The following is a 16,484-nucleotide window of genomic DNA, read 5'->3' as shown; positions in this document are numbered from 1 at the left end:
GGGACTCGCCCTCAGGCGAGCGTGCGTGCGAGGCGGCGGACGGCGCTCTTGTGCCCCGCGAGCAGAGCATCGATCGGCGAACGGCCCAGCGACTCCTCCTCGGCGAAGAGCCAATCGATCAGCTCGTCATCGGAGAAGCCGGCATCCTGGAGCACGATGACCGTTCCGCGCAACGAGCTCAACGGGTGGCCGTCGACGATGAACACGGAAGGCACCGCGAAGACGCCGCTGCGACGCGACCCCACCAGGTAGTGCTCGTCGATCAGACGACGTACGCGACCGAGGGGCACATCGAGCGCCTCGACGAGGTCGGGCATCGTCAGCCACTCGGCGGGAGCAGCGGCAGGGGTTCCAGCAACGTTCTCAGACACGTTGCCAACTATCTCACCTCTGCTGGCCTGTCGCATGTCGCCCCTCCAGTCACACCTTTCACTTGCGTCACTTCTGTTGACTTCTGTTTACATCCGTGTCAGCGTGAAAAGCTCGAAAAGGGGGCAAGCCTTGATACTCAAGACCGCCACGCGTCGAACGCGACACCTGCGGATCGGAGCACCCGCCGCGGTGCTCGGTGCCCTGGCGACCACACTCAGCGCGGCGCCGGCCGACGCTGCTGTCATGCACGACAACGCCACGGTCGAGCGCCAGCGCCTGCTGCCGGCCTCTGTGGTGCCTGCGCAGGCGGCACCGACGAACTATGTGGTCCAGCCGGGCGACACCGTGTCGGCCATCGCGACACGCTTCGGCCTGCGGACGGTCGACATCCTGACGTGGAACGGACTCTCCTGGCGGTCGGTGATCTATCCGGGGCAGACTCTGACGTTTCAGGCTGCTGCCGGTTCCGTCGCACCCGCGGTCGCCCCTTCCCCCGCGGCCTCGACCACGCACGAGGTCGTCGCCGGCGACACCGTGTACGCCATCGCCCAGAGGTACGCGACCACGGTCGATGCCGTGCTGGCAGCAAACGGACTCACCCGCGCATCGGTCATCTTCCCCGGCCAGAGCCTGGTCGTCTCCGGATCCCCTGCACCGCAGACCCCGGCAGCGGTCCCGGCCGCAGCTCCCGCTCCTGCGCCCGGGTCCACCGCGACCCATACCGTCGTCGCCGGCGATACGGTCTTCGGCATTGCACAGAAGTACGGCACCACGCCCCAGACGCTGTTCGCGTTGAACGGCCTGGGGTCGTCGTCGATCATCTACCCCGGCCAGACGCTGGCCGTGCAAGGCGCTCCGAGCCCCGCAGCAGCCCCCGCTCCTGCGCCCGCATCGGCCGGTGGCCAGCAGACCGCAGCGCTCTCCGCAGAGCAGGCCTCGAACGCGGCACTCATCATCCGCATCGGCCGAGAACTCGGCGTCTCTGATCGCGCCATCGCCATCGCCCTCGCAACCGGGATGGTGGAATCCGACCTGCGCAACCTCGACTGGGGCGATCGCGATTCACTCGGCATCTTCCAGCAGCGCCCGAGCACCGGATGGGGCACGCCCGCGCAGATCATGGACGCCGACCGGAGCACTCGCGTGTTCTATGGAGGGCAGAACGACCCGAACGGACAGATGACGCGCGGGCTCCTGGACATCGCCGGCTGGGAGAACATGTCGTTCACATCGGCGGCCCAAGCCGTGCAGATCTCCGCCTATCCGGACAAGTACGGCCAGTGGGAGACGCAAGCATATGCCTGGCTCGCGCTCTACAACTGACGACATCCGGGAAAACCCACAGGGCCGAGGGGTGAGCCGCTCCCCTGTCTCTCAGGCAATTCTCCATAGAATTCTGACGTGACGACCAATCAGCAGGCCGACCCCCTCATCGGGCGGCTTGTCGACGGCCGCTACCGAGTTCGCGCTCGAATCGCCCGCGGTGGCATGGCCACGGTCTACGTCGCCACCGACCTCCGCCTCGAACGACGTATCGCTCTGAAGGTGATGCACGCGCATCTCAGCGACGACTCCGCCTTCCAGAGCCGCTTCATCCAAGAGGCCAGAGCTGCGGCCCGCCTGGCAGACCCACATGTGGTCAACGTGTTCGACCAGGGTCAGGATGGCGAGCTCGCGTATCTCGTGATGGAGTATCTGCCCGGCATCACGCTGCGCGAACTGCTCCGCGAGCAGAAGCGGCTAACGATCCCGCAGACCATCACGATCATGGACGCGATCCTTGCCGGCCTCTCCGCCGCGCACCGCGCCAGCATCGTCCACCGCGACGTCAAGCCGGAGAACGTGCTCCTCGCCGAAGACGGTCGCATCAAGATCGGCGACTTCGGACTGGCGAGGGCGACGACGGCGAACACCGCCACCGGACAGCAGCTGCTGGGCACCATCGCCTACCTCGCCCCCGAACTCGTCACGCGAGGCACCGCCGACGCCCGCAGCGACATCTACGCGCTCGGGATCATGCTGTACGAGATGCTGGTCGGCGAACAGCCGTACAAGGGCGAGCAGCCGATGCAGATCGCGTTCCAGCACGCCACCGAGTCTGTGCCTCGACCGAGCGCCCGTAACCCCGCTGTCCCCGAGCAGCTCGACGAGCTCGTGCTCTGGGCCACGGAGAAGTCACCGGACGAGCGACCGGACGATGCCCAGCAGATGCTCGATCGGCTGCGCGAGATCGAGCGCGACCTCGGTATCGCCCCGACCGCGGCCAGAGCGACCGCTCCGCAGCACAGCCACGCCGACTCGGGCGACCTCACCAAGGTGATGCCTGGCACCATGGTGATCGCCGATCCCACCGCGCCCGTCCCCGCCGCCATCGACAACGCGACGCTCCTGCGCCGACGGGCCTCCAAACGGCGCGCGCGCGGCGCATTCCTACTCACACTGGTCCTGCTGCTGGCGGTGCTCGCCGGCGGCGTCGGCTGGTGGTTCGGTTCCGGCCCCGGATCGCTCATCGCCGTGCCGACCGTCGCCGGAGGCACCTACGACGACGCCGCGACGGTGCTGACAGAAGCCGGCTTCGTCCCCACGCAGAAAGATGAGTTCTCGATCGACATCCCGGCAGGGACCGTCATCGAGACCGACCCGGGAGAAGGCACCCGGCTCGACAAGGGCGCCCCTGTCGCGGTCATCGTGTCCGCCGGACCCGCCAACCACACCCTCGATGCACTGAATGGGCGAGCGGAGCAAGACGCTCGCGACTACCTCACCGGCCTCAACGTCAAGGTCACGGACGAGTCGCTGCTGCTGTTCTCCGACGCCGACGCCGGCATCGTCATCAACGCCTACGTCACGCCGAGGGCCGGCGGCGACGCCTACATCTGCGGTGACGGCTGCGAGATCTTCGAAGACGACACTGTGGAGCTGTACGTCTCCGCCGGCGACTTCCCCGACGTCTCGGGAATGTCGGTCGGCGAGGCGACTTCCACCCTCACAGACAAGGGCCTCACCGTCACCACCGACCCGCAATACGTCTTCAGCGACAGCGTCGCCAAGGACGTGGTCATCGGCGTCGCCGACCGCGCAGAAGAGGGCAACTGGCGTCCGGGCGACAACGTGCAGCTCATCGTGTCGAAGGGACCAGAGCTCTTCCCGGTCCCCGACGTCTCGGGCAAGACTCTGAACGATGCGAAGAAGATCCTCTCCGACAAGGGCTTCAAGTCGACCTACGCCGCCTGGGGCGACCTGCCGGGCTTCGCAGAGATGGCCAAGGTCACAGGTCAGGATCCCGGCCCTGACAAGTCACTCCCCAATGGTGGCACAGTGAACCTCTCGATCCAGCTGAGCGGCTGAGCCCGGACGCAACGAGGCTGAGACCGGCCGCAACGAGAAAGCCGCCCTCCACGATGATTCCGGGAGGGCGGCTTTCTTCGTCTCAGCGACGGGAGTGTCAGCGCTTCTCGAGCTCCTCAGCCACGAGGAAGGCGAGCTCGAGCGACTGCATGTGATTCAGTCGTGGGTCGCACAGGCTCTCGTAGCGCGTGGCCAGTGCCGCCTCGTCGATGTGCTCCGACCCGCCCAGGCATTCGGTGACGTCGTCACCGGTGAGCTCGACGTGGATGCCGCCGGGGAACGTGCCGACCGCGCGATGCGCTTCGAAGAAGCCCCGCACCTCGTCGACGACATCGTCGAAACGACGCGTCTTGTAGCCCGTGGGCGTCGTGATGCCGTTGCCGTGCATCGGATCCGTGACCCACAGCGGCTGAGCACCCGAGTCGCGCACGGCCTCGAGCAGCGGCGGAAGCGCATCGCGGATCTTGCCGGCGCCCATGCGCGTGATGAAGGTCAGACGACCCGGCTCGCGGTTCGGATCGAGCTTGTCGATCAACGCCAGCGCCGTGTCGGGCGACGTGGTCGGACCGAGCTTCACACCGATGGGATTGCGGATCTTCGAGAAGTAGTCGACGTGCGCCCCGTCGAGCTCGCGCGTGCGCTCACCGATCCACAGGAAGTGCGCCGACGTGTTGTACGGCGTGTCAGTACGGGAGTCGATTCGCGTCATCGGCCGCTCGTAGTCCATGAGCAGGCCTTCGTGGCCCGTGAAGAACTCGACGCGCTTGAGCTCGTCGAAGTCGGCTCCGGCGGCTTCCATGAACTTGATGGCGCGGTCGATCTCCGCAGCCATGCGCTCGTAGCGCTGGTTCGCCGGGTTCTGCGCGAAGCCCTTGTTCCAGGAGTGCACCTCGCGAAGGTCGGCGAAACCGCCCTGGGTGAACGCGCGGATCAGGTTCAGCGTCGATGCCGCCGTGTGGTACCCCTGCAGGAGCCGACCGGGATCGGGCTGACGAGAGCCTTCTGTGAAGTCGTAGCCGTTCACGATGTCGCCGCGGTAGGCGGGCAGGCTGACGTCGCCGCGGGTCTCGGTGTCGCTCGATCGCGGTTTCGCGAACTGACCGGCCATGCGGCCCATCTTGACGATGGGCATCGACGCGCCATAGGTCAGCACGACCGCCATCTGGAGGACGGTCTTGATGCGGTTGCGGATCTGCTCGGCCGTCGCTCCCGCGAAGGTCTCAGCGCAGTCGCCACCTTGCAGGAGGAAAGCACGGCCGGATGCAGCACGCGCGAGTCGGTCGCGCAGGTTGTCGACCTCACCGGCGAACACGAGCGGCGGGAGGGTCGCGATCTGCTGGGAGACGTCGGCGACGCGGTCCGCGTCGGGCCATTGCGGCTGCTGCTTGATGGGAAGCGAGCGCCACGCATCAAGGGCTTCGATGTGGTGCGGGAGCATGCGTTCCAGCCTAGTGGTCACCGATACCACCGAGATCCGCGCGAAGGCTATGTGACGCGGGTCGGGAGCCGGTCCTTGACCGTCGACGCGTAGACGTCTTCGTACTTCTGCTCGCCCAGCCGCTGCAGCGCGACCATGATCTCGTCAGTGACCGAACGCAGGATGTACCGATCGTTCTCCATGCCCGCGTATCGGGAGAAGTCGAGAGGCTCCCCGATGACGATGCCGACTCGCACGATTCGAGGCAGCCGCTTGCCGATCGGCATCGCCGTATCGGTGTCGACCATGATGACCGGCACGACCGGAACCTTCGCCTCCAGCGCCATCCTGGCGATACCGGTGCGCCCGCGGTACAGCTTGCCGTCAGGGCTGCGCGTGCCTTCGGGGTAAATGCCGAGCAGGTCGCCGCCGCCGAGCACCTGGAGCCCCGTGTTCAGAGATGCCTCAGAGGCCTTGCCTCCTGAACGGTCGATCGGGATCTGGCCTGTGGCCTTCATGAAGAACTTCGTGGCCCAGCCCTTGATGCCGCGGCCCGTGAAGTAGTCGCTCTTGGCGAGGAACGACATCGATCTGTCGATCACCAGCGGCAGGAAGATGGAGTCGGCGAAGGAGAGATGGTTGCTGGCGAGGATCGCCGCACCGTTCGCGGGCACGTTCTTCCGCCCCACGATCCAGGGGCGGAACACCCCCTTGACCACAGGGCCGATCACGACGTACTTCATCAGCCAGTAGAACATCGTGGTGAAGTCTAGCGCCGTGCTCGGCATCCGCCAGAGTCTTCTTCTCGCGTTCCCCCTGCTCGCGACCCAGTTCCACCTCCGGCGCGACTGGGTTCCATGCCCTAGACTCGAAATCAAGTCCGTGCCCGACCGGTACCGAAGGAGCTGCCGTGGTCCAGTTTGAAGTCCCCGCGATCGTCCCAGCCGATCCCGAAGCGAACGTCGCCGACCTCCTGGTGAAGCGAGTCGAAGCCACTCCGGATCGCGCGCTCTTCTCCGTGCCCGAGGGCGACGGCTGGCGCGACATCTCCGCCGCCGACTTCCAGACGGCCGTCATCGCCCTGGCCAAGGGCTTCGCCGCCGCCGGTATCCAGCCGGGCGAGAAGGTCGGCTTCCTTGCCAGAACGACGTATGAGTGGACGCTGGTCGATTTCGCGCTCTTCTATGCCGGCGCCGTGATGGTACCGATCTACGAGACCAGCTCCCCCTCCCAGATCCAGTGGATCCTCGAAGACTCCGGCGCTATCGCGTTGATCGTGGAATCGCCCGAGCACTTCGCCCGCGTCGATGAGGTCCGCGGCGACCTGCCTCTGATCCGCGAGGTGTGGCAGCTGCATCTCGGAGCGATCGACACCCTGACCGCGCAGGGCGCATCGGTGACCGATGGTGAGATCGAGCGTCGCCGCACCCTCGCAGTGGGATCCGACATCGCGACGCTCATCTACACCTCCGGTTCCACGGGCCGCCCGAAGGGATGCGTACTCACTCACAGCAACTTCGTCGAGCTCTCCCGCAACTCGGCCAAGGCGCTGGACGAGGTCGTCCAGACGCCCGGAGCATCCACCCTCCTCTTCATCACCACCGCGCACGTGTTCGCCCGGTTCATCTCGATCCTCGACATCCATGCAGGAGTGCGCACGGGGCACCAGCCGGATACGCGTCAGCTCCTCCCGGCGCTCGGGTCGTTCAAGCCGACCTTCCTCCTCGCGGTCCCGCGAGTGTTCGAGAAGGTCTACAACTCGGCGGAGCAGAAGGCGGAAGCCGGCGGCAAGGGCAAGATCTTCCGCGCGGCAGCCGACGTCGCCATCGAGCACTCGAAGCTGATCGAGGCAGGCAAGCCGATCCCGTTCGGGATGAAGATCAAGTTCGCCCTGTTCAACAAGCTCGTCTACAGCAAGCTCCGAGAGGCCATGGGCGGCAACGTCGTCTACGCCGTCTCCGGCTCGGCGCCGCTCGGTTCGCGACTCGGACACTTCTTCCACAGCCTCGGCGTGGTCATCCTCGAGGGATACGGCCTCACCGAGACGACGGCGCCTGCCACCGTGAACCTCGCGGACAAGTCGAAGATCGGCACGGTCGGGCCGGCACTCCCCGGGGTCGGCGTGCGCCTCGCCGACGACGGCGAGATCGAGGTCCGCGGTATCAACGTCTTCAAGGAGTACTGGAACAATCCGGCGGCGACGGCCGAGGCGTTCAGCGAAGGCGGCTGGTTCCACACCGGCGACATCGGCAGCTTCGACTCCGAGGGCTTCCTCACCATCACCGGTCGCAAGAAGGAGATCATCGTCACGGCCGGCGGCAAGAACGTCGCGCCCGCGGCGCTCGAAGACCCGATCCGCGCGAACCCCATCATCGGCCAGGTCGTGGTCGTCGGCGATCAGCGCCCGTTCATCTCGGCACTCGTCACGCTCGACCCGGAGATGCTCCCGACCTGGCTCGCCAACAACGGCCTCGAGGCCACGATGTCGCTCGTCGATGCGTCGAAGAACCCGGCTGTGCGCGCCGAGGTGCAGCGAGCCGTGGACACCGCGAACGCCCGCGTCTCGCGTGCGGAATCGATCCGGAAGTTCACGATCCTCGACTCGGAGTGGACCGAGGCCTCCGGCCACCTGACGCCGAAGCTCTCGATCAAGAGGAACATCATCATGAACGACTTCGCGGATGAGATCGCCGCGATCTACGACGAGCCCGTCGCGACGACGAACGTTCCGCTCGGCGGCTGACGCCCCCACGCATGAAGAAGGGCCCCGCACGTGCGGGGCCCTTCTTCATGTCTTCAGACCTCGTGTGTTCAGAACCAGGAGCTCTCCCGCACCTCGCGCATCGCGGCTTTGCGGGTCTCAGGATCGAGCCGGGTCAGGAACAGCTTTCCGTCGAGGTGATCAGTCTCGTGTTGCAGCGCCTGAGCGAGGAGGCCATCGCCCTCGAGAACAACGGGGTTGCCGTCGAGGTCGATCCCCTCGACGCGAGCCCAGGGGTGGCGCTGTGCATCGTGCCAGAGGCCCGGAACAGAGAGGCAGCCCTCCCCCGTCGGCTCCGGCTCACCGCGGACCTCGGTCAGCACGGGGTTGAGCACATAGCCGATGTCACCGTCGATGTTGTAGCTGAAGGCGCGCAGAGCGACACCGATCTGCGGTGCCGCGACGCCAGCGCGCCCCGGCAGCTCCACGGTGTCGACCAGATCGGCCACGAGCGCGCGCACCCCGTCGTCGATCTCGTCGATCGGAGCACAGACCGTCCGCAGAACGGGGTCACCGAAAATGCGTATCTCGCGAACCGCCATCAGGCGGCCTTGGCCCGCAGGCCCTCGACCAGCAGCGCCGCGAGTTCGCGGGCAGCGATCCGGGTCTCCGGCAGCAGGTTCGCGAACACGATCGTCCCGCCGCCCGCGATCTGCGGGTCGTACGGAACGCGGACCACACTGCGCGCACGGGTGGCGAAGTGCGCCTGCAGTTCGTTCAGGCGCACCAGCGGCGCACCCGGCGTGGACTGGTTGAGCACGACGATCGCCTCGCGTGCCTGCTCGGCGTAGCCATTCGTCTCGAGCCACGTGAGCGTCTCGGACGCGAGCCGCGCCTCATCGACGCTGAGACCCGAGACGATGACGATCTGGTCCGCGAGGTCGAGGGTCGCCGACATCACGGAGTGCACGATCCCGGTCCCGGTGTCGGTGAGAACCAGCGAGTAGTAGTGCGCCGCGACACCGGCGACGTCGCGATAGTCGCTGTCGCTGAAGGCCTCGGCGATACGCGGATCGGAGTCGGATGCGAGCACATCGAGACGGGTCGCATCCCGAGCCACGATGGCGGAGATGTCGTGGTAGCCCTTGACGTCGTCGTGGATCCTCACGAGATCGCGCACCGACTTGCTGTGGTGCGGCCGCACGATGCGCTCGGCGAGCGTGCCCCGATCGGGATTGGCGTCGACGGCGATCACGCGATCCTCGCGCGCGTCGGCCAGTGCCATACCGAGCAGTGCGGTGATCGTCGTCTTGCCGACGCCGCCCTTGCGTGACAGCACGGGGACGAAACGCGCTCCACCCGCGAGCGGCGCCGCGATCCGCGCCGACAGCGCCTTGCGCTCGCGCGCACGGCGTCCGTCACCGATGTTGATGCGTCGCCCTGAGACTGCATAAAGGAAGTGACTCCATGCCCCCTCTGGCTCCGGCTTCGTGACCCGGTGCGGGTCGAGCAGACGGTCGGCGGTGAGCAGGTCGGCGGACTCGCGCGACGATTCGCCCAGATCGTCCAGGCGCTTCGAGGTGAGCGTCACGTCTGTGCGCGCTGTCGCCCGTGCGGGCTGCGGCACGACGGGCCTCTCTTCGGGAGTGGACACGGTGCTGGTCTCCTTCTCGACGGAAGTCCGCACGGCTGTTGCCGGTGCGGGAGCCGTCTCGATCTCGGAATGAGCTCTGGCGAGGAATCGTGCGGCAGCTGCTTCCTCTGCTGCCTGCTCTCCGGCGGCATCACGATCGTCGGCGATCGGCTCCGGCTCCGGCTCCGGCTCCGGCTCCGGCTCCGGCTCCGGCTCCGGCTCCGGCTCCGGCTCCGCGATGACGATCGCATCGACGACATCGACGATGCGAGCGGGTTCGAGCGCCGACACGTCGATCACGATCGACTCGACGACCGGTGTCTCCTCGATCACCCCCGTGACGACAGGCGGCTCCACGATCGGCCCCGCCGCTTGAGCAGGCTCGGCGATCGGGGGATTCGACAGCTTCTCGGCCGACACCTGTGCCGTTGCCGCCAGGGATGCGGGCCGAGCACTCGGGGCTGCTTTCAGGAGCGGATTCATCTTCGACGAGGGTTTCGGCTTCGATTCCACCCCACGAGGCGGATCGACCACGAGGTCGCCGATGACTTCGCCCTCGACGACGCCGTCGTCGGCGAGGTCATCGTCTTCGTCCTTGGGTAGGGTCACGCTGACCTGGGCGGTCCCGCCGAGGATGCCGATGCCGGCCGTGTCCAGAGACGCGGCTTCGTCGAGCACCCCCAGCGAGTTCTCCTCGGGGTCAGTGGTGTTCTTCGGTGTCACGATGTCGCTCCAAGCCTGCGCGGGCCTCGGGTGCGCATATGATGCGCGGCCTCGCCCGCACAAGATTAGTGCGCCGGACGGATCACGACCAAAAGATCTCCGGCATCCACCTGCTGCGTCTCAGCGATCGCATGACGTTCGATGACCCCGTCGACGGGAGCGGTGATGGCCGCCTCCATCTTCATCGCCTCGATGGATGCGACCGGTTCCCCGGCACGGACCGTGGAACCGACCTCGGCTTTCAGCGTGACGACTCCGGAGAACGGAGCAGCGACCTGGCCTGGTACGGAGGTGTCGGCCTTCTCGACTTCGATCGTGTCCACCTTGATGGACCGGTCACGGACGAACACCGGACGCAGCTGTCCGTTGAGCGTCGTCATGACCGTGCGCATGCCCTTGTCGTCGGCGTCGCCGATCGCTTCGAGCCCGACGTACAGCCGCACACCGCGATCGATCTCGATCTGATGCTCCTGTCCGGCCACGAGCCCGTAAAGGTAATCGCTCGTGTCGAGCACCGAGAGGTCGCCGAACAGCTCGCGACGCTCGGCGAACTCCGCGCTGGGCCCCGGGAACAGCAGTGTGTTGAGCCGTGTCCGCCGCTGCGCGCTGCTGCCAGCGAGCGCTGCTTCGTCATCTTCGGTGATCGCAGTGAGACCGATACGCACTGAACGTCCGGCGAGCACCTTCGTGCGGAAGGGCTCGGGCCATCCACCCGGCAGCTCGCCGAGTTCGCCGGCCATGAAGCCCACGACGGAATCCGGGATGTCGTACTTCTCTGGATTCGCCTCGAAGTCCGCGGGGTCGGCTTTGACGGCGGCCAGGTGCAGTGCGAGATCTCCGACGACCTTCGACGATGGCGTCACCTTGGGAACGCGACCGAGGATTCGATCGGCGGCGGCGTACATGTCTTCGATGAGCTCGAAGTCGTCGGCGAGGCCGAGCGCCTTCGCCTGCTGGCGGAGGTTCGACAGCTGACCGCCAGGGATCTCGTGGTGGTAGACGCGGCCGGTGGGTCCCGGGAGACCCGACTCGAACGGCGCGTACTGACGCCGCACCGCCTCCCAGTAGGGCTCCAGGTCGGAGACGGCGTCGAGGGAGATGCCGCTGTCGCGCTCGGTGTGCGCGAGCGCGGCGACGAGGGACGACAGCGAAGGCTGGCTCGTGGTTCCGGAAAGCGGGGCCGAGGCGGCATCGACGGCATCTACACCCGCAGCACTGGCCGCAAGGAGGGTTGCGAGCTGACCGCCTGGGGTGTCGTGCGTGTGCAGGTGGACCGGGAGGTCGAAACGCTCACGCAACGCCGTGACGAGCTTGGCCGCCGCAGCCGGACGCAGCAGACCAGCCATGTCCTTGATCGCGATGATGTGCGCGCCAGCCTCGACGATCTGGTCCGCGAGGCCCAGGTAGTAGTCGAGGGTGTAGAGGTCTTCGGCCGGGTCGAGCAGATCACCGGTGTAGCACAGAGCCACCTCCGCGACGGCCGTTCCGGTCTTACGGACCGCCTCGATCGCCGGGCGCATCTGCTCCACGTCGTTGAGCGCGTCGAAGATCCGGAAGATGTCGACGCCGCTGGCGGCCGCCTCGGCGACGAAGGCCTCGGTCACGGCGGTCGGGTACGGGGTGTAGCCGACCGTGTTCCGGCCCCGAAGCAGCATCTGGATCGCGACGTTCGGAAGCGCTGCGCGCAGCTTGTCAAGGCGCTCCCAAGGATCTTCCCCGAGGAAGCGCAGCGCGACGTCGTAGGTCGCGCCGCCCCAGGCCTCGACCGAGAGCAGACCAGGCGTCAGTCTGGCGAGGTACGGAGCGGCAGCCACGAGGTCTTTCGTGCGCACTCGCGTCGCCAACAGAGATTGGTGCGCGTCGCGGAAGGTCGTGTCGGTGATCGCCAGCGCCGTCTGATCACGCAGGCTGCGAGCGAAGCCCTCCGGTCCCCGTTCGAGGAGCTGCTGACGCGACCCCGGCGCAGGTTCCGATGCCAGGTCGACAGCAGGCAGCTTGGCCGCTGCGTCGACGACGCCGGGATGGATGCCATGCGGCTTGTTCACCGTGACATCGACCAGCCAGTTCAGCAGCTTCGTGCCACGGTCCTTCGAGACGCGACCACGCAGGAGTTCAGGGCGCTCGTCGATGAACGATGTGCTGACGTCACCCGCGATGAAGGCGTCGTCTTCGAGAAGCGCCTGGAGAAAGGGGATGTTGGTGGAGACCCCGCGGATACGGAACTCTGCGAGGGCGCGACGAGCACGTGCCACGGCTGCGGGGAAGTCGCGTCCTCGACAGGTGAGCTTCGCGAGCATCGAGTCGAAGTGAGGGCTGATCTGGGCCCCCTGGTGGACCGTGCCGCCATCGAGACGGATACCGGCGCCACCGGGCGAGCGGTACGTGGTGATCTTGCCGGTGTCGGGACGGAAGCCCTGGGTCGGGTCCTCCGTCGTGATCCGACACTGCAGCGCTGCGCCTCGCAGGTGAAGGTTCTCCTGCTGCAGGCCGAGCTCGGCGAGCGTCTGACCGGAGGCGATCCGCATCTGGCTCTGCACCAGGTCGACGTCGGTGACCTCTTCGGTCACGGTGTGCTCGACCTGGATGCGCGGGTTCATCTCGATGAAGACGACCTCGCCGGTACGCTCCCCCGCGGTCTCGAGCAGGAATTCGACCGTGCCGGCGTTCTCGTAGCCGATGGACCGGGCGAAGGCGATGGCGTAGCCGTGCAACGCGGTGCGGACGCTGTCGTCGAGGTTCGGCGCCGGGGCGATCTCGACGACCTTCTGATGCCGCCGCTGCACAGAGCAGTCGCGCTCGAACAGGTGGACGGTCTCACCCGACTTGTCGGCGAGGATCTGCACCTCGATGTGTCGGGGCCGCACGACCGCCTGCTCCAGGAACATGCGCGCATCGCCGAAGGCGCTGGATGCCTCGCGCATCGCCTCGGCCAGAGCCGGGGCGAGATCGCCCGCGGTCTCGACGCGGCGCATCCCTCTGCCACCGCCGCCGGCGACCGCTTTCGCGAACAGCGGGAACCCGATCTCCTCGGCCTGCGCGACCAGGGCGTCGACGTCGTCCGATGCCTCGGTGGAACGAAGGACAGGAACGCCGGCCTCGACCGCATGACGTTTCGCCTCGACCTTGTTGCCCGCCATCTCGAGCACGTTCGAGGGCGGTCCGATGAAGACGATCCCGTTCGCTGCGGCCTTCTCGGCCAGCTCCGGGTTCTCGGAGAGGAAGCCGTACCCGGGGTAGATCGCATCCGCACCCGACTCGAGTGCGACGCGGATGATCTCGTCGACGTTCAGGTACGCGCGCACGGGATGGCCGCGCTCGCCGATCTCGTAGGCCTCGTCGGCCTTGAGCCGATGCACGGAGCCGCGGTCTTCATGCGGGAAGACCGCGACGGTGCGCGCTCCCACTTCGACTGCCGCACGGAAGGCGCGGATCGCGATCTCGCCACGATTCGCCACAAGGATCTTCTGGAACATGCACACCTCTGGGAGCTCGATGCGCAGCGTTTTCGATGCACATGGGGCGGGGCTGAGTGTTCCCCCAGCCTAGGGGAAGGTAACGTGGTCTCCGTGCACGTACTCAGCGTCAGCTCTCTCAAGGGGGGCGTCGGCAAGACGACCGTGACACTCGGGTTGGCCTCAGCGGCCTTCGCCCGAGGAGTCCGGACTCTCGTCGTCGACCTCGACCCGCAGTCCGACGTCTCCACCGGGATGGACATCCAGGTGGCCGGACGTCTCAACATCGCCGACGTCCTGGCGAACCCGAAGGAGAAGGTCGTCCGTCAGGCGATCACCTCCAGCGGCTGGGCGAAGGTGCACCCCGGAACCATCGATGTACTCATCGGCAGTCCCTCGGCGATCAACTTCGACGGTCCGCACCCGAGTGTCCGCGATGTGTGGAAGCTCGAGGAGGCCCTCGCTTCCGTCGAAGCCGACTACGACCTCGTCCTCGTCGACTGCGCGCCATCGCTGAATGCACTGACCCGAACCGCGTGGGCGGCGAGCGACCGCGTCATGGTCGTCACCGAACCGGGCCTCTTCTCCGTGGCAGCGGCCGACCGCGCCCTCCGTGCGATCGAGGAGATCCGCCGCGGGCTCTCGCCGCGACTGCAGCCTCTCGGCATCGTCGTGAACCGCGTGCGCCCGCAATCGATCGAGCACCAGTTCCGCATCAAGGAGCTGCGCGACATGTTCGGGCCCCTCGTCCTCTCCCCGCAGCTGCCGGAGCGTACGTCGCTGCAGCAGGCTCAGGGTGCCGCCAAGCCGCTCCACATCTGGCCGGGCGACTCCGCTCAGGAGCTCGCAGCCGACTTCGATCAGCTGCTCGACCGCATCATCCGCACGGGACGCATCGCCGTCCCGGAGAGCGGCCAGCAGAGCTGACCTTCTCGACGCGCACAGCGAAACGGCCATCCTCATCGAGGACGGCCGTTTTCTGTGTGACGCGGATGTGCGTCAGGCGGAGCGCTTGGTGCGACGGGCGGTGAGCTCGTCGACGGGGTCGGGAGCGGTCGCATCGAACGCGACGAGCGTCGACTCGACTTCGCGGAGCACCTTGCCGACGGCGATGCCGAAGACGCCCTGGCCACGGCTGACGAGGTCGATGACCTCATCGTTCGAGGTGCAGAGGTAGACCGAGGCGCCGTCGCTCATGAGCGTCGTGCCTGCGAGGTCGCGGATGCCGGCGCGGCGCAGTTCTTCGACTGCGGTGCGGATCTGCTGCAGCGAGATACCCGTGTCGAGAAGACTCTTCACGAGCTTGAGGACGAGGATGTCGCGGAAGCCGTAGAGACGCTGCGACCCGGAGCCGCTCGCGCCGCGAACGGTGGGCTCGACAAGCTCGGTACGCGCCCAGTAGTCCAGCTGGCGGTAGGTGATACCGGCGGCACGAGCGGCGACAGCGCCGCGATAACCGACCTCGTCATCCATGGCCGGAAGACCGTCCGTGAAGAGGAGTTCGGGTACGAACCGCGGGTCGCCTGTGAGCTCATCCGCATTCATCTGAAATCCTCTCTGGAACGGTTATCTTCCACGGTAGAGCAGTGCCAGGGCACCGGCAATCACATCCGTGGGACGGCGAAGGTGTGTCGCAATCAGTTCGTTACGAAAGCACTCGCGAGAGCGCATCCTTGACGAAGAGCGATCGCACCTCGTCGATCCGTGAGGCGAGTTCAGGGGCCAGTTCACTGGCCTTCGCACGGGACGTGGTGTCGGTCCTGCGCAGCAGCGACGACATGGCCGATTCGATGAGGGCAACCTCTCGCTCGGCGCCCTGACGCAGGGAACGGAGATGCCGCGGTTCGATGCCGTGCCGATCGAGGGCGACGAGGCCGCGGAGCAACGTCACCGTGACTTCCTGGTAGTTCTCCTGCGCCGTGATGACGCCGGTGCTGATCGCGTCATTGAGAAGCTGCGGTCCTGCGCCGGCTGCGGCGAGGAGCTCGTCGCGGCGATAGCGGCGCGGCGTCGGGGCGATCGAGGGCGGCGGCACGAGCGCCGTCGCATCTCCGCCGGCATCGGCCTCGTCGAGCTGTTCGCGGATGACGCTCAACGGCAAGTAATGGTCGCGCTGCAGCGTGAGCCCGAGCCGGAGACGCTCGATGTCCGAAGCCGAGAACTTGCGGTAGCCGGAGTCTGTGCGGGAGGGGGTGACGATGCCCTGCACTTCGAGGAAACGAAGCTTGCTGGAGGTCAGATCGGGGAACTCCGGGGTGAGCCTTGCGAGCACCTGACCGATACTCAGCAGGCCCGCGGACGCAGAGCGTTCGCGGGCGGGAGAAGCCGCCATCAGGCGTTCGCCGCCACGCGGTCGCGAGGAGAGGCGAAGAAGTTCAGGCGGAACTTGCCGACACGGAGTTCGGAGCCGTCGACCAGCGTGCTGCGATCGACGCGCTCGCCATTGACGTAGGTCCCGTTCAGGGAGCGTTGATCGATGATCTCGAACGTCGATCCGGTGCGGGTGATCTCCGCATGCCGACGAGAGACGGTCACATCGTCGAAGAAGATGTCGGCCTCGGGATGACGACCGACGGTTGTCACGTCGGTGTCGAGAAGGTAACGCGCACCGGCGAGAGCACCGGAGCGGACCAGCAGAAGTGCCGATCCTGCGGGCAGAGCGGAGATCGCGGTCTGCTCGATGTCGGTGAGTTCCACACCGAACGGCACGAAAGACAGGTCGGAATCGTGTCCGAACGTCTGCGTCACGTCGTGTCTCTGCTCACCGGAACGGTGGATCGCGGCTTCTCCGGCCGGTCGGCTGTCGCTGTCAGTCACTGTGCCCTCCTGATTGTCCAG

At 66.8% G+C, this 16,484-nt stretch carries 13 protein-coding genes; 4 read left to right on the top strand and 9 right to left on the bottom strand.

The genetic code is table 11. From position 1 onward, the window contains the following. Positions 1-11: 11 nt before the first annotated feature. Entirely contained in the window at positions 12-371 is a 360-nt protein-coding gene (locus tag CQ040_RS05730) for an Rv2175c family DNA-binding protein (protein ID WP_374954116.1), read from the bottom strand. Between the two features lie 130 nt (positions 372-501). On the opposite strand from CQ040_RS05730, the gene CQ040_RS05725 reads away from it, so the two are divergent. Then, entirely contained in the window at positions 502-1,695 is a 1,194-nt protein-coding gene (locus CQ040_RS05725) for a LysM peptidoglycan-binding domain-containing protein (RefSeq protein ID WP_258131166.1), read from the top strand. Positions 1,696-1,773: 78 nt separating this feature from the next. After that, complete coding sequence (pknB, locus tag CQ040_RS05720; protein WP_105525709.1) at positions 1,774-3,720, top strand: Stk1 family PASTA domain-containing Ser/Thr kinase; 1,947 nt, start codon at positions 1,774-1,776, stop codon at positions 3,718-3,720. Positions 3,721-3,817: 97 nt separating this feature from the next. Here pknB and CQ040_RS05715 read toward each other — a convergent pair whose 3' ends face one another. Further along, entirely contained in the window at positions 3,818-5,158 is a 1,341-nt protein-coding gene (locus CQ040_RS05715) for a class II 3-deoxy-7-phosphoheptulonate synthase (RefSeq protein ID WP_105525708.1), read from the bottom strand. Positions 5,159-5,205: 47 nt separating this feature from the next. Beyond that, entirely contained in the window at positions 5,206-5,895 is a 690-nt protein-coding gene (locus CQ040_RS05710; RefSeq protein ID WP_036273977.1) for a 1-acyl-sn-glycerol-3-phosphate acyltransferase, read from the bottom strand. Between the two features lie 152 nt (positions 5,896-6,047). Between CQ040_RS05710 and CQ040_RS05705 the strand changes: the two genes are divergently transcribed. Then, positions 6,048-7,880 carry a long-chain fatty acid--CoA ligase gene (locus CQ040_RS05705; RefSeq protein WP_105525707.1) on the top strand — a complete coding sequence of 611 codons (1,833 nt, stop codon included), beginning with the start codon at positions 6,048-6,050 and terminating at the stop codon, positions 7,878-7,880. A gap of 68 nt (positions 7,881-7,948) precedes the next feature. Here CQ040_RS05705 and def read toward each other — a convergent pair whose 3' ends face one another. The 3 genes from def to CQ040_RS05690 form a co-directional block, all read right to left on the bottom strand. Next, positions 7,949-8,440, bottom strand: coding sequence for a peptide deformylase (gene def, locus CQ040_RS05700; protein ID WP_105525706.1), 492 nt, complete (start codon positions 8,438-8,440; stop codon positions 7,949-7,951). Next, positions 8,440-10,194 (bottom strand): MinD/ParA family protein, encoded by a 1,755-nt coding sequence (locus tag CQ040_RS05695; RefSeq protein ID WP_105525705.1) that lies wholly within the window; start codon positions 10,192-10,194, stop codon positions 8,440-8,442. The genes def and CQ040_RS05695 overlap by 1 nt, the downstream gene beginning before the upstream one ends. 65 nt (positions 10,195-10,259) lie before the next feature. Next, positions 10,260-13,667, bottom strand: a complete 3,408-nt coding sequence (locus CQ040_RS05690; RefSeq protein WP_105525704.1) for a pyruvate carboxylase — start codon at positions 13,665-13,667, stop codon at positions 10,260-10,262. Between the two features lie 93 nt (positions 13,668-13,760). Here CQ040_RS05690 and CQ040_RS05685 point away from each other — a divergent pair, with 93 nt between their 5' ends. After that, the gene (locus tag CQ040_RS05685; RefSeq protein ID WP_028501500.1) at positions 13,761-14,573 is read left to right on the top strand and encodes a ParA family protein; all 813 of its coding nucleotides are present in this window, start codon (positions 13,761-13,763) and stop codon (positions 14,571-14,573) included. A 72-nt stretch (positions 14,574-14,645) separates the two neighbouring features. Here the strand turns inward: CQ040_RS05685 and CQ040_RS05680 are convergent, their stop codons facing one another. The 3 genes from CQ040_RS05680 to CQ040_RS05670 all read right to left on the bottom strand — a co-directional run bounded on the left by CQ040_RS05680 (position 14,646) and on the right by CQ040_RS05670 (position 16,463). Continuing rightward, positions 14,646-15,191 carry a MerR family transcriptional regulator gene (locus CQ040_RS05680; RefSeq protein WP_028501499.1) on the bottom strand — a complete coding sequence of 182 codons (546 nt, stop codon included), beginning with the start codon at positions 15,189-15,191 and terminating at the stop codon, positions 14,646-14,648. A gap of 100 nt (positions 15,192-15,291) precedes the next feature. Next, positions 15,292-15,978 (bottom strand): MerR family transcriptional regulator, encoded by a 687-nt coding sequence (locus CQ040_RS05675; protein WP_105525703.1) that lies wholly within the window; start codon positions 15,976-15,978, stop codon positions 15,292-15,294. Beyond that, positions 15,978-16,463: an FHA domain-containing protein gene (locus CQ040_RS05670; protein ID WP_028501497.1), complete on the bottom strand. Its 486-nt coding sequence runs from the start codon at positions 16,461-16,463 to the stop codon at positions 15,978-15,980. The genes CQ040_RS05675 and CQ040_RS05670 overlap by 1 nt, the downstream gene beginning before the upstream one ends. Positions 16,464-16,484: the final 21 nt, after the last annotated feature.

Source organism: Microbacterium sp. MYb54, from assembly GCF_002979515.1.
Lineage (GTDB): Bacteria > Actinomycetota > Actinomycetes > Actinomycetales > Microbacteriaceae > Microbacterium.
Note: the sequence above shows the minus strand (reverse complement) of the source record. Positions and strands in the feature narration are given on the sequence as shown.